This window comes from Apibacter sp. B3706, assembly GCF_011082725.1.
Classification (GTDB): Bacteria; Bacteroidota; Bacteroidia; order Flavobacteriales; family Weeksellaceae; genus Apibacter.
This window is the reverse complement of sequence record NZ_CP049715.1, coordinates 513,067-534,071: the sequence shown is the minus strand read 5'-3', so window position 1 is coordinate 534,071 and position 21,005 is coordinate 513,067. Positions and strand designations below refer to the sequence as shown.

The 21,005-nt window shown below is 31.8% G+C and carries 18 protein-coding genes; 7 read left to right on the top strand and 11 right to left on the bottom strand.

Translation table 11 applies throughout. The features are described from left to right. Positions 1–70: 70 nt before the first annotated feature. From G8C41_RS02360 to G8C41_RS02325, 8 genes are all read right to left on the bottom strand, one after another. Entirely contained in the window at positions 71–550 is a 480-nt protein-coding gene (locus G8C41_RS02360) for an ankyrin repeat domain-containing protein (protein ID WP_105297932.1), read from the bottom strand. An 85-nt stretch (positions 551–635) separates the two neighbouring features. Continuing rightward, on the bottom strand, positions 636–2,075 hold the full coding sequence (locus tag G8C41_RS02355) for a catalase (protein WP_160566763.1): 1,440 nt from the start codon (positions 2,073–2,075) through the stop codon (positions 636–638). Positions 2,076–2,756: 681 nt separating this feature from the next. Further along, positions 2,757–5,078, bottom strand: coding sequence for an ATP-dependent helicase (locus G8C41_RS02350; protein ID WP_166005986.1), 2,322 nt, complete (start codon positions 5,076–5,078; stop codon positions 2,757–2,759). 165 nt (positions 5,079–5,243) lie between these two features. Continuing rightward, the gene (gene pckA, locus G8C41_RS02345; protein ID WP_166005985.1) at positions 5,244–6,836 is read right to left on the bottom strand and encodes a phosphoenolpyruvate carboxykinase (ATP); all 1,593 of its coding nucleotides are present in this window, start codon (positions 6,834–6,836) and stop codon (positions 5,244–5,246) included. 208 nt (positions 6,837–7,044) lie between these two features. Further along, positions 7,045–8,235 carry an ABC transporter permease gene (locus G8C41_RS02340; protein ID WP_166005984.1) on the bottom strand — a complete coding sequence of 397 codons (1,191 nt, stop codon included), beginning with the start codon at positions 8,233–8,235 and terminating at the stop codon, positions 7,045–7,047. Next, the gene (locus G8C41_RS02335) at positions 8,228–9,394 is read right to left on the bottom strand and encodes an ABC transporter permease (protein ID WP_166005983.1); all 1,167 of its coding nucleotides are present in this window, start codon (positions 9,392–9,394) and stop codon (positions 8,228–8,230) included. The genes G8C41_RS02340 and G8C41_RS02335 overlap by 8 nt, the downstream gene beginning before the upstream one ends. Continuing rightward, a complete protein-coding gene (locus G8C41_RS02330; protein WP_160542023.1) occupies positions 9,394–10,386 on the bottom strand; it encodes an HlyD family secretion protein in 993 nt (330 codons plus the stop codon). The genes G8C41_RS02335 and G8C41_RS02330 overlap by 1 nt, the downstream gene beginning before the upstream one ends. A 9-nt stretch (positions 10,387–10,395) precedes the next feature. Next, complete coding sequence (locus G8C41_RS02325; protein ID WP_166005982.1) at positions 10,396–11,769, bottom strand: TolC family protein; 1,374 nt, start codon at positions 11,767–11,769, stop codon at positions 10,396–10,398. Between the two features lie 166 nt (positions 11,770–11,935). On the opposite strand from G8C41_RS02325, the gene G8C41_RS02320 reads away from it, so the two are divergent. The 7 genes from G8C41_RS02320 to G8C41_RS02290 all read left to right on the top strand — a co-directional run bounded on the left by G8C41_RS02320 (position 11,936) and on the right by G8C41_RS02290 (position 19,515). Then, positions 11,936–13,003 carry an NADH:flavin oxidoreductase/NADH oxidase gene (locus G8C41_RS02320; RefSeq protein WP_166005981.1) on the top strand — a complete coding sequence of 356 codons (1,068 nt, stop codon included), beginning with the start codon at positions 11,936–11,938 and terminating at the stop codon, positions 13,001–13,003. Positions 13,004–13,122: 119 nt separating this feature from the next. After that, positions 13,123–13,485: a DUF1573 domain-containing protein gene (locus tag G8C41_RS02315; protein ID WP_105297941.1), complete on the top strand. Its 363-nt coding sequence runs from the start codon at positions 13,123–13,125 to the stop codon at positions 13,483–13,485. 29 nt (positions 13,486–13,514) lie between these two features. Continuing rightward, entirely contained in the window at positions 13,515–13,919 is a 405-nt protein-coding gene (locus tag G8C41_RS02310) for a DUF1573 domain-containing protein (RefSeq protein WP_166005980.1), read from the top strand. Between the two features lie 158 nt (positions 13,920–14,077). After that, positions 14,078–15,118, top strand: coding sequence for a hypothetical protein (locus G8C41_RS02305; RefSeq protein WP_166005979.1), 1,041 nt, complete (start codon positions 14,078–14,080; stop codon positions 15,116–15,118). Positions 15,119–15,134: 16 nt separating this feature from the next. Continuing rightward, complete coding sequence (purH, locus tag G8C41_RS02300) at positions 15,135–16,643, top strand: bifunctional phosphoribosylaminoimidazolecarboxamide formyltransferase/IMP cyclohydrolase (RefSeq protein ID WP_166005978.1); 1,509 nt, start codon at positions 15,135–15,137, stop codon at positions 16,641–16,643. Between the two features lie 70 nt (positions 16,644–16,713). Further along, positions 16,714–17,121, top strand: a complete 408-nt coding sequence (locus G8C41_RS02295; RefSeq protein WP_160566798.1) for an HYC_CC_PP family protein — start codon at positions 16,714–16,716, stop codon at positions 17,119–17,121. A gap of 126 nt (positions 17,122–17,247) precedes the next feature. Further along, entirely contained in the window at positions 17,248–19,515 is a 2,268-nt protein-coding gene (locus tag G8C41_RS02290; protein WP_166005977.1) for a TonB-dependent receptor plug domain-containing protein, read from the top strand. A gap of 87 nt (positions 19,516–19,602) precedes the next feature. Here the strand turns inward: G8C41_RS02290 and G8C41_RS02285 are convergent, their stop codons facing one another. The 3 genes from G8C41_RS02285 to gcvH all read right to left on the bottom strand — a co-directional run bounded on the left by G8C41_RS02285 (position 19,603) and on the right by gcvH (position 21,004). Beyond that, a complete protein-coding gene (locus tag G8C41_RS02285) occupies positions 19,603–19,878 on the bottom strand; it encodes an RNA recognition motif domain-containing protein (protein WP_105297947.1) in 276 nt (91 codons plus the stop codon). Between the two features lie 396 nt (positions 19,879–20,274). Further along, complete coding sequence (locus G8C41_RS02280; protein WP_160566804.1) at positions 20,275–20,580, bottom strand: VanZ family protein; 306 nt, start codon at positions 20,578–20,580, stop codon at positions 20,275–20,277. A gap of 46 nt (positions 20,581–20,626) precedes the next feature. Continuing rightward, positions 20,627–21,004: a glycine cleavage system protein GcvH gene (gene gcvH, locus G8C41_RS02275; protein WP_160566807.1), complete on the bottom strand. Its 378-nt coding sequence runs from the start codon at positions 21,002–21,004 to the stop codon at positions 20,627–20,629. Position 21,005: the final 1 nt, after the last annotated feature.

The following is a 21,005-nucleotide window of genomic DNA, read 5'->3' as shown; positions in this document are numbered from 1 at the left end:
ACAAGTGCATATCGTCATAAATTAATTATAACGATATACAAGTAAAAATAAATATATTGAATCTATAAAGTTAATATATCTTTTCCAATAAAGCGGATATTTCTTTTAAACCTTGAATTTTTGCATGAATGGCCGGAGTATTTCCTCTTAGGTCTGCGATCGATGGATCTGCCCCACTTTCTAATAATAATTTTACTATAGAAGGCCGATTAAATGAAGCAGCATATATTAATGCAGTAGCTCCGCTATAATTAGTTTCATTAACGTTTGCACCTGCATTTATTAATTTATCAGCAATGGTATCAAACCCTTTAAAACATACTCCCATTAATGCGGTATTACCCGAAGCATCTTTTTCATCTACCCTAGAATCAAATTCCAATAAATAATCAACGATTTCCTCATGACCATAATAAGTTGCTAAAAGTAAAGGATTATAACCGCGTCTGTCTTTATAAGTTAATAGAGATAAATCTTTTTTCAAAATTTCAGTTACAAGATCTAAATTGTTATCTCTTATTGCTTGAAATAATACTTCTGGATTTCCCATATAAAAAATATTAAAGAAAATCTGCCGAATAGTATTTCGGCAGAGTAAAAGTTTATTAGTGAATATTAATTTTTAGTGTATTTTTTTAAATTCCAAGTGCTTTTCTAACACCATTTCCGTATTCAGGATCTGCTTGATCAAATAATTTCAATTGTCTCTCAATTATTTCTCTGGATACTCCTTGCATAGCATCTTTGATATTATTAAAAAGCCTCTGTTTTTCTTCTTCCGTAAATAATCTAAATAAGTCTCCGGGTTGCTTAAAATCACCATAAGTATCATTTTCTTCGAAACGATTTATATCTCCATGGATTTTATAAGGCGGTTCTTGAAACGAGCGATCTTCAACCGGTCCATTTTTAGAATTTGGCTCATAATAGGCATCCGGATTTTCGTTTAAATTTTCAAAAAAACGCATTTGTCCGTCTTTATAATAGGGATTATTCTCTGATAAGGGATGATTTGCAGGTAAAAACTCATAATGAGTTCCTAATCTATAACGGTGCGCATCAGCATAAGAGAAAATTCTGGCTTGTAAAACTTTGTCCGGTGAAAAGGATATACCGGGAACTATATTAGATGGTGAAAATGCCGCATTTTCAATGTATTGAAAATAATTGCTCGGATTTTCATTTAATTCCATAACTCCAATTTCAATTAACGGATAGTCTGAATGAGGCCATACTTTAGTTAAATCAAAAGGATTATAAGGAGTTTTTAAGGCATCTTCTTCCGGCATGATTTGAGCATATACGGTCCATCTGGGAAAGTCTCCTTTTTCGATTGCCCCAAACAATTGTTCTTGATAATATTCTCTGGTTTTACCGGTGATATCTTGTGCTTCTTGATTGGTTAAGTTTTGTATCTCTTGTTGAGTTTTGAAATGAAGTTTAAACCAAAAACGTTCTCCATTATTATTCCAAAACGAAAAAGTATGTGAACTAAATCCATGCATATGCATCGGGCTTTTAGGTATACCTCGGTCTGACATCAATATGGTAACTTGATGTAAGCTTTCCGGAGTCAATGACCAGAAGTCCCACATGGCTTCACTTGATCTTAAATTTGTTTTAGGGTGTCTTTTTTGTGTGTGTATAAAATCAGGGAATTTATAACCGTCTCTAATAAAGAATACCGGTGTATTATTTCCAACCATATCCCAATTTCCTTCTTCTGTATAAAATTTCAGTGCGAAACCTCTAACATCCCTATCTAAGTCTGATGCTCCTGATTCACCTGCAACTACAGAAAAACGTGCCAACATCCTGGTCTTTTTCCCGATTTCTGAAAAGATTTTTGCCCGTGTGTAGCGGGTAATGTCATGAGTCACCGTAAAGGTCCCGAAAGCCCCCCAACCTTTAGCGTGAACTACTCGTTCCGGTATACGTTCTCTATTTTGATTGGCTAATTTTTCAATTAGTTGATAGTCTTGTATTAAAACCGGACCTCTTATGCCTGCCGTCAATGATTTTTGATTATTAGCTATCGGATTTCCAGCAGTAGTAGTCAACTTCTCGTTGCTCATTTGAATTGCTCTTTAAGTGTTAATAAAGTTTTTTTTGAGTGTTTAATAAACCTTTACATCAAATCAATTGATTGATTTTAATATAGTATAAATATTCCTCATATTATAATATTTACATGCAATATAGCTATTACTATGCCAAATTACAAATTATTATCCAATATTATTTTTACTTTTAAAATTTAACATTATGTATATAAAAAAAAATTAACAGTATAATTAACATATTAAAATATATATAATATATATTATATCGATTTTAATTATAAAAAACAATATTATAGTAATTAATAAAAATTATATGATTTTTGTTAGTAATATAAAATTTTAACGTTTAAATAAATGAATTTTTTAATTTCCTTTAAAAAGCAAAAAAATAATTTTTAAAATCATATCCTCTTTTATACTAGATAATTCATTTTTAATATTTTATAAAGACATAAGAATAGGTAATGTGAATAATTTAGATATTAGGTTTTAAAATTAGATAAGTCAACATTCATAGATATTTTGATTGAAATCTGAAGCTTTTAATAGAATGGAAATAATTTAAAACGATTAAACAAAAAAAACGGTTTTATCAACCGTTTTCTTTATTACATTTTATTATTAATTTTTCTGTCTTTATGGGGTTTGAATTTTTTGTGCAAAAAGATTAAATATATTTTTGAAAATAGTTATTTATTCTAAAACTTTGAGTTTAGCAAATTTTAACAATAATTTTTTATCTCCCTCATTTTCAAAATTTATAAGTGCTTTAGCATTTTCGGGATCCCCTTCAATAGATACTACTGTACCTTTTCCGAAACGGTCATGCAAGACATGATCTCCTATTTTTAAATTGGCAATCGAACCACCTACCGGATTTGCTAATTTTGCATTAGATATGGGCTTTAAGTTTTGAGGTGATTTAATCGGATCTTTCGACTTCTGATAAACAGGATTGGGTCCTTTGGGATATCTAGGTGCAAAATCATCGGCAAAGATATCCGAGTTCAATCCCGAATTATTTCTTATCGAATTCGTAAAACTGATATTCAAGACTTCCAAATGCTTTTCGCTGATTTCCTCCAAAAATCTACTCGGCTCTCCATCCACTATTTTACCCCATCTGAAACGTGTAGTAGCGTATGTAAAATAGGCTTTTTCTTCAGCTCTGGTTAATGCTACATAAAATAATCTTCTTTCTTCTTCTAATTCCTGACGAGTATTTAATGACATTTGTGAAGGAAATAAATTTTCTTCTAAACCAACTATAAAAACCACCGGAAATTCCAACCCTTTGGCTAAATGGATCGTCATTAATGAAACTTTATCATCGTCTTCTTCACCTGAATCTAAATCTGACGCCAAAGCTATATTTTCCAGGAAAAAATTCAAACTAGAATCCCCTTCATCCAACTGTCTTTGTTCATCTACAAAACCTTGTAAACTGTTTAATAATTCTTGTATATTTTCTACTCGTGAAATTCCTTCAGGTGTGTCGTCTTCTTTTAATGTTTTTAGAATTCCTGAGGTAACGGCAACTTTCATGGCAACTTCATATACGTCTTCTGTCTTCAGTAAAACCTGAAAACTTTTAATCATAGTCCAAAAGTTGACTAATTTATCAATGGTTGGTTTATTTAATCCTAAAGAATTTCCTAAAAACTCAATCTGTTCCAGAATTTCATCCAAAGACTTTTGCTGTTGATCTGCTCCTACAATTAGCTTGTTTACAGTTGTATCTCCTATACCTCTGGCAGGATAATTTATAATTCTTAATAGTGCTTCCTGATCTTTTGGATTCACTAATATTCTTAAATAAGCCAAGAGATCCTTAATTTCTTTTCTTTGATAAAAAGAAAGTCCTCCAAATACTTTATAAGATATATTTTTCTTTCGTAAGGCTTCTTCTATAGCTCTTGATTGGGCATTGGTGCGATAAAGTACGGCAAAATTTTTATTTTTTTTCTGTTGAGACATTTTCAATGAAAATATCTCTGATGCTACATAATTTGCCTCATCCGCATCCGAGAGAGCTCTATAAACAGGAATTTTATCTCCTGAAGGATTTTGCGTCCATACATTTTTTTCAAGTTGATCCCTGTTTTTGGCAATCACCTCATTCGCTGCTTCCACAATAATTTGGGTGGATCGATAATTTTGTTCCAGAGGAATTATTTTGGCATCCGGATAATCTTTTTTGAAATTTAGAATATTTCTAATATTTGCTCCCCTAAATGCATATATAGATTGCGCATCATCTCCTACCACACATATATTTTCAAATCTGGATGCAAGTGCTTTTACAATTAAATATTGAGAATGATTCGTATCTTGATACTCATCCACCATAATATAGCGAAAACGGTCTTGGTATTTGGCCAAGGATTCCGGAAAACGGGTAAGCAATTCATTGGTTCGAAGCAAAAGGTCATCAAAATCCATTGCTCCCGATTTGAAACAACGATCTACATAGGCTTGATATATGTGACCAATTTTTGGTCGCATAGCGGCAGTATCTGCTTCAATTAATTCCGGATTATTAAAATATGCACGAACCGTGATTAAATTATTTTTGTAACTTGATATGCGTCCTAAAACCTGTTTGGGTTTATATATATCAGTATCAAGCTGTAGTTCATTTATTATTTTTTTTATAACATTAAGACAATCTTGTTGATCATAAATAGTAAAATTAGAAGGAAACCCTAATTTATTTGCTTCTGCACGTAAAATTCTAGCAAAAACGGAATGAAATGTTCCCATCCATAAATTTTTAGCTTCAGTTCCTTCAATTAATGCAGCTATTCTTTCTTTCATTTCTCGTGCTGCTTTATTCGTAAAGGTAAGCGCAAGAATATTAAAGGAATCTACTCCTTTATCTATTAAATGGGCAATCCTGTAAGTTAAAACCCTGGTCTTTCCTGAACCTGCACCTGCTATTATCATTAAGGGGCCTTCTGTTGTACTAACTGCCTGTTTTTGAACTTCGTTTAAATCTGCAAATAAATCTTTCATACGAAGTCAAAGTTAGGAATTATTCATTAAATTTCTATATAATGATTTTGAAGGTAAATCAAATTTCAAAGTTTTTCAATTTATAGTGTTAACAGTTTTTAATTCAAAAAAAATTCTCTGATTTTAACTAATCAGAGAATTTAAAAATGTGATTATGTTTGTTATTTATAATTTCGGTCCTGCTGCTACTAATTTTTTACCTTCTTCAGTATCCGTATATTGCTTAAAGTTTGCAATATATTTAGCTGCTAAGTCTTTAGCTTTTGTTTCCCATTCTGATACATTAGAATAGGTAGTTCTTGGGTCTAATATATCGGAAACGTTTGGCACTTTAGTAGGGAAAGTTAGATTTAAATATGGGATTTTGTTAGTAGCTGCTTTCTCAATAGATCCATCAATTATAGCATCTACAATAGCACGAGTATCTTTTAAAGATATACGTTTTCCTGTTCCGTTCCATCCGGTATTTACTAAATACGCTTTAGCTCCATGTTTTTTCATTTTAGAAACCAATGTTTTTGAATACATGGTTGGGTGTAATGAAAGAAAAGCTTCACCAAAAGCCGGTGAGAAAGATGGTAGAGGTTCTGTTATTCCTCTTTCAGTTCCTGCTAATTTGGAAGTATATCCACATAGGAAGTGATATTGTGCTTGTTCTTCATCTAAAATGGAAACCGGAGGCAATACTCCAAAAGCATCTGCTGACAAATAAATTATTTTTTTAGCATGTCCGGCTTTAGATGGAAGAACAATTTTATTGATATAGTAAATAGGATAAGAAACACGGGTGTTTTCTGTAATAGATTTATCTTTAAAATCTACTTCTCCATTTGATTTTACAACAACATTTTCTAATAAAGCATCTCTTCTGATAGCTCTCCAAATATCCGGTTCTTTTTCCTCGGAAAGGTCAATTACTTTTGCATAGCAACCTCCTTCGTAGTTAAATACTCCGTTATCATCCCATCCGTGTTCATCATCACCAATTAGATAACGCTTCGGATCAGCAGATAGAGTAGTTTTTCCTGTACCTGATAAACCAAAGTAAATGGCTACATCTCCGGCTTCTCCAACATTTGCTGAACAGTGCATAGAGGCCATTCCTTTTAAAGGTAAATAGTAATTCATCATGGAGAACATACCTTTTTTCATTTCTCCTCCATACCATGTTCCTCCAATAATTTGAACTTTTTGGGTAAGATTAAACATAACAAAGTTTTCTGAATTCAGCCCTTGTTCTTTCCAGTTTGGATTGGTAACCTTAGATCCGTTCATAATAAAGAAATCCGGTTCTCCATAGTGTTCAAGTTCGTATTGAGATGGACGTATAAACATATTGGTAACAAAATGTGCCTGCCATGCTACTTCCATAACAAATCTTACTTTCATTCTTGTATCTTTATTGGTTCCACAAAAAGTATCAACCACGTACAATTTTTTATTAGATAGTTGTTTAGCTACTAAACCTTTTAGATTATCGAAAGTTTGTGGAGTTGTTGGTACATTAATTTTACCATCCCACCATATAGTATTTTCAGTTACTGAATCTTTTACAATATATCGGTCTTTTGGCGAACGTCCGGTGAAAACTCCTGTTTTAACGGCTACGGCTCCTGAAGTAGTTAATTCTCCTTTTTCATACCCCTCATTTTTAGGATCCATTTCCGCTTGATATAGTTGTTCATAGGTTGGATTGTGAACAATTTCTTTAATACCTGAAATCCCATGTTTCTCTAGTGATTTTATTAAGTTTTCCATAATTTAAAATAAATTAATTTCTTTTTTTTGTATATACAAATCTAACAATATAAATCTACATATTTTTTTCTCTTATATATGATATAACTCACTAGTCGAAAAAATGTAATTATTAAAAAATTAAAATTTATGGCAAATTATCAGAATATTAAAATAACAGATCCCAGCTTAATTTGAGTATTATGTTCTAAAGTGGCTTATTTTTATCTTATTTGCTTAAATTCACATAAGCTAATCTTTTTAATGTTAATGCAGCAATTACGAAATAAATCAGACACATGATCCACATTTGCAACCACAATTCTTTTATTTCTATAAGTGAAGCTCCCGATTGGGTTATTTCCAAAAATCCTTTTACGGCTAACGTTGTCGGAAATACATAGGATACTACTTTTATCCATTCAGGAAATGCCAGTGTAGGCCAAGATACCCCGCAAAGAAATAATGAGGGGATGGAAAATATAGTGACGATCATAATGGCATCTTCTCGTTTTTTAAAAAAGTTCATCAAAAATATTCCTAAAAATGTAACGGAAAAGAGAAAGGGAATTAAAAATACAAATACCTCAAAAGGATTACCCCGTTGTGGAAATTTAAAAAGTCCCATAACCAATCCTACTTGAATTACCATCAAGATCATTGATATTAACAAATAAGCACCTGATCTACCCAACAATACCGGAATAGTACCCAACGGTTTTTTAATAAAAGGGTATAATTTCGTATATGATTTTCGTTCTCTTTGTGTTCCTCCCAAAACTCCCATAGCAGAAATTTGCAGCGTTTGTATGGCAATTAAAAATACAACCGGCATAACAAAAGTTGCATATCCCGAATCTATGTTAAATAACGGAACGGATACCGTATCAATAGGTCTTCTTGAGGCAACTGCTTGTTTTTGAGGCGTTCCACCCGCCATCAATTTATTAACTTCAATTTGAGCACTATAAGTTCCTATAGAAGCGGTTACAGAAGTTAAAAACTGTTTGTAATAAAGCATGTATGATGCATCACAATATACAGAAATGGAAGGTACTTCCCCTCTTTGTAATTTTCTGGTAAAATCTTTAGGTAAAAGAATAATACCTTTAACCTTTCCTAAATTAAAAAGATTTTCAGCTTCTAATAAGCTGGTAGCAGAATGATCTATTTTAACCTGTTGAGATGAATTTACCATTCGTGTAATGGTATGAGTCATCTGTGACTGGTCCTGGTCTACAACAGCTATGGGTATTTTAGTAACTATTTCATTAGAATAAATATATGAATATAAAAAGCCAACTATTATGGGACTAATAAGATAGGATGATTTTACGGCTGCATCTGAAAATATAAGACGAATTTCTTTTACAAATGTTTTGCCTATTACCGATATATATTCTACTAGATCTTTAAACATAATATCCTCCTTTTTTTAATAATCGATTATAGCCGGGCATGGACGCAAATCCTATCAGACAAAATATCATAAAAGCTATTATATAACCGAAGTTAAGGCTACCTATCGCAATTCCTCTGACGGCATAATCAATAATAAACCGTAAATAAGAAGTAAATGGAAATGTATAACTTAAATATTGTATCACATCCGGTAAGCCTTCCTTAGGAAAAGTATATCCGGTAAATGAAAATGCTATGGCTGAATAGGAACCGCCTAGGGTCAAGGCCGAACGCAAATCTTTATTAAAGCTGACGTAAAATAATCCAAATAACTGACAAACGATAACAAATACTATAAAATAAATATTCACAATAAGAAAATTACCTCTTAAAGGAATTCCTATTTTATAGTACAATAAACTATTCATAAAAAAACCGATTAAAGAAAACAAAAGGGTATACGGTAAAGTTTTGGCCCAAAATGAAACCCATACATTTCCTCTACTTTTTACATATAGTTCTCTGCCTTTTCGGTCTTTCAGTACTGATCCTAACACATAGATTGATACTACCATCACTATTATTTGCAAGGCCATAGGCATTAAAGCAATAGTAAGATAATAGGAATAGTTTGTGTAGGGATTAAACAGTATATGTTGTTTTGAATTTATGGGAGATGTAGCTGCTAAAGCTTGTTGTTGAGTAAGTCCTTTTTGTGTTAAACCGCTGATGTGAGCTCCGGCAGCAAAAGATCCCACCGTTGATTGAAAGGCCTTATTAATCAATCCTCCGGCTAAGAGATAGTTATTATTGTAATAACAAGCTACCTGAGTATCGATATTTCTATAAATATCATTTTCAAAATTTGCCGGAATAATTATTAAGGCAAAAGCCTTATCCGTTCGTATCATTTTCTCCCCATCTTGTTGATTCTCCACTTCAGCTACGATATCCATAGAAGATGTTGCATTCAGCATCCTTCCCAATTCTCTGGATGTATTCGATTTGTCTTGATCTAATAAAACAACGGGAAATTTTCGAGGTACTCCTTCCTGCAAAAGACTAGCATAATATAAAAACAATCCACAAGGCAAAATTACAGCCAAAAACATTAATCTTGGACTGGTCAAAAGCCTTTGAACCTCATTTAAAAATATGGAAAAAAAGCCTTTTTGCATTAATCTTTTTTCAATGATTTTTCATCAACTAATGCACTCATACCGGGTCTTAAGCCCTCCACTTTTTCCATGGGATATGCTTTAATCTCAAAGGTTTTCATATCAAAATCGCCTTGAGTTTTGGTAGCACTCCATGTAGCAAAGTCTCCTTGAGCTGCAATATAACGAACTTGTAATTTAATTTTTTTATTGTTTAACGCGGGAATTTGTGCTTCGAAAGTGGAACCTTTTTTAAAACTTGACATTAAATTCTCTTTGATGTTAAACACCACCCAAACATCATTTAAATCAACCAGATTTACAATTGGATATCCCGCACTCACAACCTCTCCTCTATTCGGAATTATTTTTAATACTTCGGCATTTGAAGGTGAAAGTACTTTAGCTTCTTTTTTATAAGCTAATACCTCTTCTATTGCTCCTTGTGCCTGATTAACTTGTGCAGATGCTGCTTCTTTATCCTCACTTCTTGACCCATTTATTGCCATTTTATAATTTGCATAGGCTGCTTTCTCTAATTCTCTGGAAGCCTTACTTTGAGTGTACGCTTCATCTCTTTTTTGCGCAGATATTACTTTATCGTTATATAAATTCTGCATTCTTTCATAAGTCTTATCTGCCAGCTCTGCTGATGCTTTAGCTTGTTGCCATTGATTGTAAGCCCCTTGTATTTGTTCTGTTCGAGTTCCTTTTTTGGCTTTTTTATCTTGTGCTTCTGCTGCAGCTTTTGCAGATTCTGCTTGTACTAATTTAGCATCTAACTCCGGTGTACTTAAGACAGCCAACAAATCACCTTCTTTTACCATGTCTCCTTCCTTGATTAGTACCTGTTCGAGTCTTCCTGCAATTTTAGGTGATACATTAATTTGAGTAGCATCTACTTGACCTTGAATGGTTACTTGAGTCGGCTTATTCATAAACCATATAGAAAGGCCTATTATGGCTACAATTATTATGATACTTATGATGGAACTTATAAGTTTACTTTTCATATAAAATGATTATTGATTCGTATATTTTATAAAATCTTGACTTAATCCGCTATATTCTAATAAAGATGCTAAATCGACCACATAATTATAACTGGCTTGTATTTTTTGCAGCTTTATACCCGATAAATTAACTTCAGCATCGACCACATCTGTTGAGGTTTGAACCCCTTCTGAAAATCCTTTTACTCTCACTCGAAGTAATTCTTCTGCTTGAACTATTTGAACATCTAAGTTTTGTATTTGTTCTTCTTGTTTTTGTATGTCTTGAAATATTTTTTCAATCAGAGTCCGAATGTCTTTTTTAGCTTTATCTTGAGAATATAACACACTTTCTTTAGTTGCTTTTGCTGATTTTATTTCATTTTTGTATTGCAGACCATTAAAAATAGTATAGGTCATTCCTACACCCAAAGACCAGGGTTTTCTATTTTTTTTCATACCTCCTATCGGGTTATTATGAATTAAAATTGAATTTCCTAAGGCTGATATGGTTGGGTAATAGGTTGATTTTTTGGATTTAATTGATTGTTCGGTTAATTCAACTTGAAGTTTAAGCTTTTGTAATTCCGGATAATTTTCAACGGCGAAATCCTGGTAATAATCTAACGGATGTAAATAAGGAACAATAAAAAATGGAGTTGTTAATTCTTCATTAACTTGATCTATACCTAAGGTATTTGCCAAGGCTACTCTTGCCAATTCAGCATCTTTTTGAGCGGCAAGATATTGTCGATTAGCTTCTGATACGGCAACATCTGCTTGAAGTTTTTCAACAGGTGCTATCAACCCTTGTTGTTCCATTTTAGTTGCATTATATAAATGTTGATTCATTCCGTCCAACACTTGTTTTCTTACTAAAACTGCATCTTCAGCTAGTTTAACTTGAAAATATCTTTCGGCTAATTCCGAAATCAGCTTATTTTTAGTACTTACTAACTCTTTATTACCTATTTCTGCCTTTAATTTTGAAGCTTCAATAGCGGCATTAATTTTTCCTCCTGTGAACAATGGCCAAGTAAATTTAAGTCCTCCTAAGGCTATATCTCTTTTGAGAAGATTTACATCCCAATTTCCTAATTCTTCAGGATCTGAAATATTTAAAGCATCTGCAACTTCTGATCTGGCACCATTTAAATTGGTTCCAATTTTTTTATCTCGGTATATACCGGCTCCAAAAATGTCTAATTGAGGAAAACGTAATCCTTTGTAAGATTTTAAGTCAAATTGATAGGCTTCTTCTTGCTTCTCGGCTGCTTTAATCAGATTATTTTCTTTATACATAATAATCTGAGATTCAGAAAATGATAGTGATTGAGAACAGAGTCTTAAAGATATGCTAAAAGCTAACACTAATGTCAAGGAATTTCTGATATATCCTATCATACTTTTATAAATATTATAATTACAAAAATATAATATTTTTTAATATAATTTATTTTTAATTGGGGTATCCATTGTAAAGTTATTAACTTTGATTTGTATATGTTTTAAAAACAACATCATAGTTATTATATATTATCTAAAAAAACAATAAAAACCTAAAAATAGTATGTCAAAATTATTTAAACCCTTACCTTTAGAGGGTAACACGCTAAAAAACAGGATCATAATGTCTCCCATGTGTCAATATTCTGCTCATGATGGTTTTGCCAATAATTGGCACTTAATACATTATGGAACCCGTGCGGTGGGAGGAGTTGCGGCAATTATTCAAGAGGCCTCTGCCGTTTCTCCTCAAGGTAGAATTACTTATAAAGATTTGGGTATCTGGAAAGACGAACATATTCTTAAATTAAGTGAAATTGTGCAATCAATTCACGATAATAACTGTTTAGCGGGTATCCAATTAGCTCATGCAGGACGAAAAGCTAGTACTCCTATTCCTTGGCTTCCCAATGAAAAACTGGATGAAGGATATAAAAAATGGGCTATTGTGGCGCCTTCTCCTGTTCCTTTCGACGGCAATTCCCAAAAACCAAGGGAACTTTCTATTGATGAAATAAATATCATTATCAATGATTTTAAAGAAGGTGCAGAAAGAGCTGTGAAAGCAGGTTATGATATTATTGAAATACACGCTGCTCATGGATATCTTATTCATGAATTTTTATCTCCTCTTAGTAATGTAAGAAAAGATGATTACGGAGGTAATTTTCAAAATAGAATTCGATTGTTGGTTAGAATTATAGAAGCAATTAAACAGATACTTCCTAAAAAAATTTCTCTATGGGTTAGAATTTCTGCCACCGATTGGATAGAAGGCGGTTGGAGTGTTGATGAATCTGTAGAATTGGCCGAAATAGTAAAAAATTTAGGTGTAGAGGTTTTAGATGTCTCATCCGGTGGTTTAACTCCCCATGCTAAAATACCCAATAAACCTAATTACCAAGTGCCTTTTGCCAATAAAATAAAAAATAATTCTGCCATAATAACCGGAACGGTTGGATTGATAACCCAAGCTGTTCAAGCAGAAGAAATACTCGAAAATAACGAAGCTGATTTAATTTTCCTGGGTAGAGAGCTGTTACGTAATCCATACTTTGCTTTAGAAGCCGCCCATATTTTAGAAATAGACACTTTATGGCCCCTACCCTATGAAAGAGCTAAATTTAGATAAGACCTTCTGTTTATGATTTCAAAAAATTCATTTTTATTACCAATTATATTATTAGATGGTATTATTTTTGAAAATAAAATTAAGCTAAAGTGAATTTAAAATTTTATATCTTTACAAGTATGAAAAAAACTGCTATATTAGTTTTTCTCCTATTTTTAGGAAGTTTCATTTCCGCTCAATCTATAACATTCAGTCAAGATCAAATAGATTATGGAATAATTAAAAAAAATTCTGACGGTAATCAAATTTTCAAATTTACCAATACAGGTGACAAACCTTTGATTATTTCCAACGTTAAATCATCATGTGATTGTTCTGTACCTTCATGGACCAGAACTCCTATTTTACCGGGTAAATCAGGTGAGATAAACGTTAAGTATAATACAAAGAATCTTGGTAAATTTTCCAAATCAATTGAGGTATTCAGTAATGATCCTAAAATTTCAAGAAAACTTTTAAAAATTAAAGGGGAAGTTCAATAGTTAAAAAAATAGTTAAATATATATCAAACATGAAAAAGTTCGTTTTAAGTTCGGCATTCCTATTGGGAGCATACATTTTCAGCAATGCTCAGGAAATTAAAATTACCAATTATGAAAATAATACGGTGGATTATGGGAATGTAAACAAAGGATCTAATGGTAAAAGAATTATAAAAATTCAAAATGTGGGAGATAAACCGTTAATTATTTCCAATATAAACACTTCTTGCGGATGTACTGTACCTCAATGGACTACAGAACCTATCGCTCCGGGAAAAAAAGGAGAAATTACGGTAACCTACAATACTTCTAATGTAGGAAGATTCAGCAGAACCATTACCATATCTTCTAATGATGAGAAAAAACCCAATTTACCGGTAAGAATAGAAGGTGTTGTTTTAGCTCCTGAAAGCAATCCTAGTACTGATAAATAATTGTAATAATTTAAAATATTTAAAGTAAGGACATTGCATAGTTCAGTGTCCTTACTTTTTAAAATTAATAGTCTTTTTATAAGTCTGTATATATGTTTTTTGTAGCTTTGTGTTTTCACACTAAATTCATTATTTACGTCTAATAACTTCTTATTTACATGAAAAAGATTGTTAATATTTTTCTTTTTTTAGTTTTTTTGATAATTGTTGCCGGATGCATAATGCCATCTTTTCTTCCAAAAAAAATAGAAATTACAACTACTAAAGAATTTAACAATCCAATCAGTGAAGTCTTTGCGGAATTTAATGATCTTGAAAATTACGCTTCTTGGGGCTTGTTAATTAATGAAGATTCTGTAAATACACGGATTAATTATTTTGCCCCTTATAAAGGTACAGGAAGCAGTTTAACTTGGAATAATGCTAAGGACCATTCCATAGGTAAAGGAGAATATAAAATTTTAAAAAGTAAAATAAATAACACCATAAAATCTCAAATAATTTTTGTTGAAAACGGTGTAGTTTGTATCGAGGATATAGATTTTCAATCAAACGGAGGAGTAACCAATGTAACCATCCACCTCACAACAGAAAATTTTACTTATTTTACTCGCATTTTTGCTTATTTATATTCTCAAAAATTGGAGGAAAGCTTAAATAAAAGTCTTGATAAACTTTCTATATTGTTGCAGAATGGGCGATCGAATAAACAACTCCACGAAGGTGATGCTGAATATATTGATTTCAAAGGGATTCAATTGTTAGCCATTAAAAATGAAACTTCCACAAATGCTGAGGATGTTTATAAAGCTATGTATAAATCTTTACATGAAATATCAAATTATTTAACAGATAGTTTAAAATATTCTTATAAAGATATTGATAATCCTATTGTTTATTATAGTACTTTTGACACATTGGCTAAAAGTACCATTTTCTATACAGGTTATCCCGTGGAATCCAATATAAACCCTCCTAATTCTGCTATGAGCTTGATAACTGTACCTGCCGGAAAAGCTATCACTACCCCTATAAATGAAAACGTTCATACCCTTTTTAAAACCCGTTACATTTTAGATAAATATGCTAAAGAAAACGGAGTTAAACTTAAAAATATTTACTGGGAAGAATATCAGGATATCCCTCAATCTGTTGATGATGATGTAAAAGGAAAAGCCTTTTATTTAATTACCGAATAAATGTAAAATCATAGTAATGAAAAGAGCTTTAATAAGTGTTTCAGACAAAACCAATATAATTGATTTTTCAATTTTTTTACAATCTCAAGGGTATGAAATTATTTCAACCGGTGGAACTTATAAGCATCTAATATCCAACGGCCTTAATGTCACCGAAGTTAGTGAATATACCGGTTTTCCTGAAATATTGGATGGAAGAGTTAAAACGTTACATCCATCTATTCATGGAGGGATACTGGCTTCCAGAACAAAAGAAGAACATTTACAATCCATTCATGATCTTAAAATAAAAACTATAGATCTGGTTATTGTGAACTTATATCCGTTTTTCGATAAACTAAATAAAGGATTATCAGAGCAGGAAATGATAGAATTTATTGATATAGGTGGACCTACTATGCTACGATCAGCTGCAAAAAATTTTCACTCTGTAACGGTTATATCTCAAATTGAAGATTATAGTTTAGTAATAGAAGAGTTAAAAAAAGATGGAGATACTTCTTTAACTACACGAAAAAAATTGGCCGGTAAAGTGTTTAACCTGACATCTTCTTATGATGCAGCCATATCCGGATATCTTTTGCAGGATGATTATCCACAGTATTTGAACACTTCTTTTGAAAAAGTTGAAAATCTAAGGTATGGAGAAAATCCGCATCAAAAAGCAGCCTTTTATATAGATAAAACCAAAAACGGAGCTATGAAGGACTTTGAACAATTACAAGGCAAAGAACTTTCATTTAATAATTTCCGAGATATGGATATGGCGTATAAGGTTGTTAATGAATTTTCAGAAATTTCCTGTTGTGCGGTAAAACATTCTACTCCCTGTGGAGTAGCTCTGGGAAATACTATAGTTGAAGCTTATCAAAAAGCATTTGAATGTGATCCAATTTCAATTTTTGGAGGGATCATCGCTTTTAATCGAACTGTTGATGAGGAAACAGCTCGTTTATTGGTAACCGTTTTTTTAGAAATAGTTATTGCTCCATCATTTACGGGTGAAGCTTTACAAGTATTATCTTCTAAAAAAAGTTTGCGCGTTATAAAAGTAAACAACCCTGTATCGGATTCAATTGAATTCGTTAAGGTCGACGGCGGTTTATTAGTTCAGGACGTGGATCATGCTGCAGCTACTGATTTTACTCAAGTAACAAATTCAGCTCCTGACAAAAAACAATTGGAAGATTTAATTTTTGCTCAAAAAATAGTTAAACATGCCAAATCCAATGCTATTGTGGTTGCTTCTGATTTCCAAGCCCTGGGTATTGGTTCGGGACAAACTAATAGAATATGGGCGGCTCAAGAAGCAATTGAACGTGCCAAAGAAAAAAGAACCGATCATTTGGTTTTGGCTTCTGATGCATTCTTTCCCTTTCGAGATGTAGTAGATACCGCCGCAAAGAATGGTATAACTGCTATTATTCAGCCCGGAGGTTCCATACGTGATAAAGAAAGCATTGAGGCTTGTAATGAATACAATATTCCTATGATATTTACGGGAATACGTCATTTTAAGCATTAGTATCATTGATTTTTATATCATGCAATTAATTTCAACCGGCCAATCCAAATAATTTTTTTATCTTTACTTGATGAAATTAATTCAGTCTATACTTTTGATTTGCTTGGTTTTATTTGCAAATCTTAATCTCTTCATATACCAAAATTGGTGTCACGGAGAAAATATTGGCTATACCATTAATTTCAAAAAATTTTCCAACGAATTAAAACATTCTGAGAAAAAGGATTATCCTTCTTTTGAAAGAGATTTTTGCTGTAAGGACGTCCTAATAAAATCGAACGAAAATAGCTTTTTTTCATTTGATTCCAATTTTCAACATTTAATTTTTACAGTTCTGGGAATTATTCCCAATGTAAATTGGAATCTATTTAATTGGGCATCTTCTCAACAAGAGGGTATAGCACAACTTTATTGTAACCCTCCTCCCCCTGTTTATCAATTATATAAATTTTATTGTCGTTATACCTACTACGGATAACGTATATTTTTTCATGGTTCAGTTTATTCTATTTTATATAAGATAGGATAAGATGCATTATTGTATATAATCAACATTCAGTAATGCCGGTTTAAAAATCAATTTTTTATAACTAAATAACAAAAAATGAAAAAATATATAAGTATGTTTTTGCTCGTTTACGGTCTATTGGCTGTAGCCCAGCATAAAACATTAAAAGGTCGTATACTAACTACTTTGGAAAATGGAGAAAATATACCCGTTCGGGGAGCTGATGTAAATTGGAAAGAACACCCGATCATGAAAACTGTTACTGACAGCTTAGGCAATTTTGAGCTGATGTACCACGACGGTCTCTATACTATTGAAGCTGCAAAGGACGGCTTTATTTCTCAAGAAATTAAAATTGATGATGTTGATCATCCCCTAGATATTTTTTTAGAACCCAAACCTTCTTCTTCAGAGAAAGTATTGGATGAGGTTGTTGTCCGACAAAGAGCCAAGGCGGTAAGTATAAAAGCCAATTCTGCTGCTCTTACCTATACAATTAATAAAACGGAATTGTTGAAAGCCGCCTGTTGTAATTTGGCTGAAAGTTTTGAAACAAATCCTACTGTGGATATTTCTACAACCAATGCAGTAACGGGTTCAAAACAGATTAAAATGTTAGGATTAGATCAAAAATATACTTCCTTAACCGTTGATAATATGCCGGAGGTAAGAGGATTGTCCACCGCCAGTGGAATAAATTTTATACCCGGCACATGGATAAACAGTATTCAACTTACCAAAGGAGGCAGCACTGTTACTAATGGCTACGAGGCTATAACCGGTCAAATAAATACTGAATTGATGAAGTATAAAGATAAAAATTTTACCACTATCAATTTTTTTGCAAATCAAAATGCTCGTTTGGAATTTAATGTTGTCAATGCATCTTCTATTTCCAATAATTGGAGTAATACCACATTAACTCATTTGAGCGGAAGGTTTGCTAAAGAAGATATGAATCATGACGGATATCTTGATAGTCCTCTTTCCAAACAACTAAATGTAATGGATATCATCCATTATGACGGTATTAAAAAAAACGGATGGGGTTCTCAAATAGGTATTCAGGCGCTTTATGATAAACAAATCGGAGGTCAAAAAAAATTCAGAGAATCAACAGACCGTTTGACTCAAAATCATTATGGACTAGGTATTGAAAATACACATTTTGAAATCTGGAATAAAACCGGATTTGTCTTTCTTACTAAACCTTATCAAAGCATAGGTTTACAAACTAAATTTATTCATCATACTATTGATAGTTATTTCGGTCAAAGGGTATATAATGGTAATGAAAATTCATTTTTTACCAATTTATTATTTGAGAGTATCATTGGTAACACGAATCACAAATATACCTTAGGTGCAAGTTATCTTCATGATGCTTTCAATGAGGATTTTGAAAATTCCAATTATAAAAGAACTGAAAATGTACCCGGGATTTTTGCCGAATATACTACTACTGCAATTAAAAATGTAACTTTAGTATTGGGCGCCAGAACTGATTTTCACAATTTGGCGGGAAACCAAGTGTTACCAAGAATTAATATTAAATATTCTTTCTTGCCTAAAACAACCCTTCGATTAGCTGCGGGAAAAGGCATGAGAACAGCCAATATATTTTCTGAAAATATGCAGTATTTTGCTTCGTCTCGTAAGGTACATATTCAATCAAACCATGGCGATATTTATGGTTTAAAACATGAAATTGCATGGAACTATGGAGGTAGTATAATTCAGGATTTTAAAATTGGAGCTATCAAGAATACGTTTACGATCGATTTTTACCGAACGGATTTTAAAAAACAAGTTCTTATAGACTTGGATCGATCGTCTCAAGCGCTTTGGTTTTATAATTTAGATGGAAAATCTTTTTCAAATACTTTTCAGGCAGTATGGGATATTATTCCTATTTCCAATCTGGAATTGCATTTTGCTTATAAATGGTATGATATTAAAGCCGATTATTTGGATGGCAGGCGACAAGTTCCCTTTACTTCTAAAAACAGAGGCTTATTTTCTATATCATATTCTACTCTAGAAACTGAAAACAAAAGTAAATGGGCATTGGACTTTACATTGCAATATATAGGAAAACAAAGACTTCCGGACACCTCTAAAAATCCGATAGAATATCAGCGAAAATCGTTTTCGCCTAATTATACTTTAATGAATGCTCAACTATCCAGATATTTTACAGATAAGTTTAGATCTTATCTAGGAGTGGAAAATTTGGGAGGCTATAAACAAAAAAATCCTATTATAAATCCGGAAAACCCTTTTGGTTCTTATTTCGATACTTCTTTAATTTATGCTCCTATTGTATCTTCAATGTTTTATTTGGGATTTGATTTTAAATTATAAAAATTATTTACATTGACCTGTAAACAAAAAACGACTGAATTCTATTCAGTCGTTTTTTATTTTACTTATTAATTAGTAAACCCATAATTAATAACTTCTTCTAAAGTTATTTCTTGGTTTTTCATCTCTTGGTCTAGCTTCTGAGACATTAATAACTTTACCGTCAAATTCTTTTTGATTTAATTCCTGAATTGCCGTTTTAGCTTCTGCATCTGCCATTTCAACAAATCCAAAACCTCTGGATCTTCCGGTTTCACGATCTTGTATTATTTTTGCTGATTCAACTTCTCCGTACTCTGAAAATAAGTCATGTAAATCTTCGTTGGTCAACCTGTAATTCAGGTTTGAAATAAAAATGTTCATATAAAAATTTTAAAAAATTGGTAAAAAATTAATTGAGAAGAAATCAGACTAAAAACTAGCTATTCAAATTAAAAAGTAGAAGGAAGTATAATAACAATCTCAACGTGCTAATTTACACAATTTTATCAATAAACTCTAATTTTATTTTTTATTTTTTATAAGAATAAAAAAATGCTTTTCATACTTAGTTTTTACACTTATCTTAAATTTTAAGAGTATTTTATTATAAAATTTAAATGCAAAATATTTTTATTTTATCTAATTTAGAAGTAAATCTGCGATATGTTGCGAACGGGTGTATTTTTAAATTTCTAAAATTTCTTTTGATTAATGAAATTTTAACTTTAATTGAAATTATATTTTCGAATAATCATTGATTTCAAGTAAAAAAATAGCTTATAATATTTCAATCATTTTTTTTGCCATATAATAACCAATTATACAACCTATAAAATCCGCCACCATATCAGAATATTCAAAGGTTCTTCCCAATTTCATATATTCTTGTAAAAATTCAATCAAAATTCCATAGAGAGTACCTATTCCTATTATTAGCAATTGATTTTTTTTAGGAAATGAAATTTTAGCTAAAAAAGCTAATCCTAAAAATGTTAGGGTATGGATTAACTTATCACTGAAATGAGGAAAATAGTTTAATAAATTTTTATTTCCTTGGGGGGCTCGTAATAATAACCATGTCAATATCCCAAAATATAAGAAAAGTATAATACGTACTTTTTTATACTGTTTAAGTAAGCAGTTTTTTATAGTCTTCAGCATTCAATAGTTGATCTAGTAAAGTATTATTTTGTATTTGAACTTTTATAATCCAACCTTTTCCATAAGGATCGGTGTTTACTAATGTCGGCAAATTTTCAAGCTCAAGATTCATTTCAAGCACTTTTCCATCAAGAGGCATTAAAAGGTCTGATACGGTCTTTATAGCTTCCACAGTTCCAAAAATTTCATCTAACTTTAGTTGATTACCGATGCTATTTACATCTATATAAATAATATCTCCCAATTGTTGTTGTGCGTAATCAGTTATACCGATAAGTGCTGTGTTACCTTCAATTTTTATCCAAATATGTTTAGAACTATAAAGTAAATCCGATGGAGTCTTCATA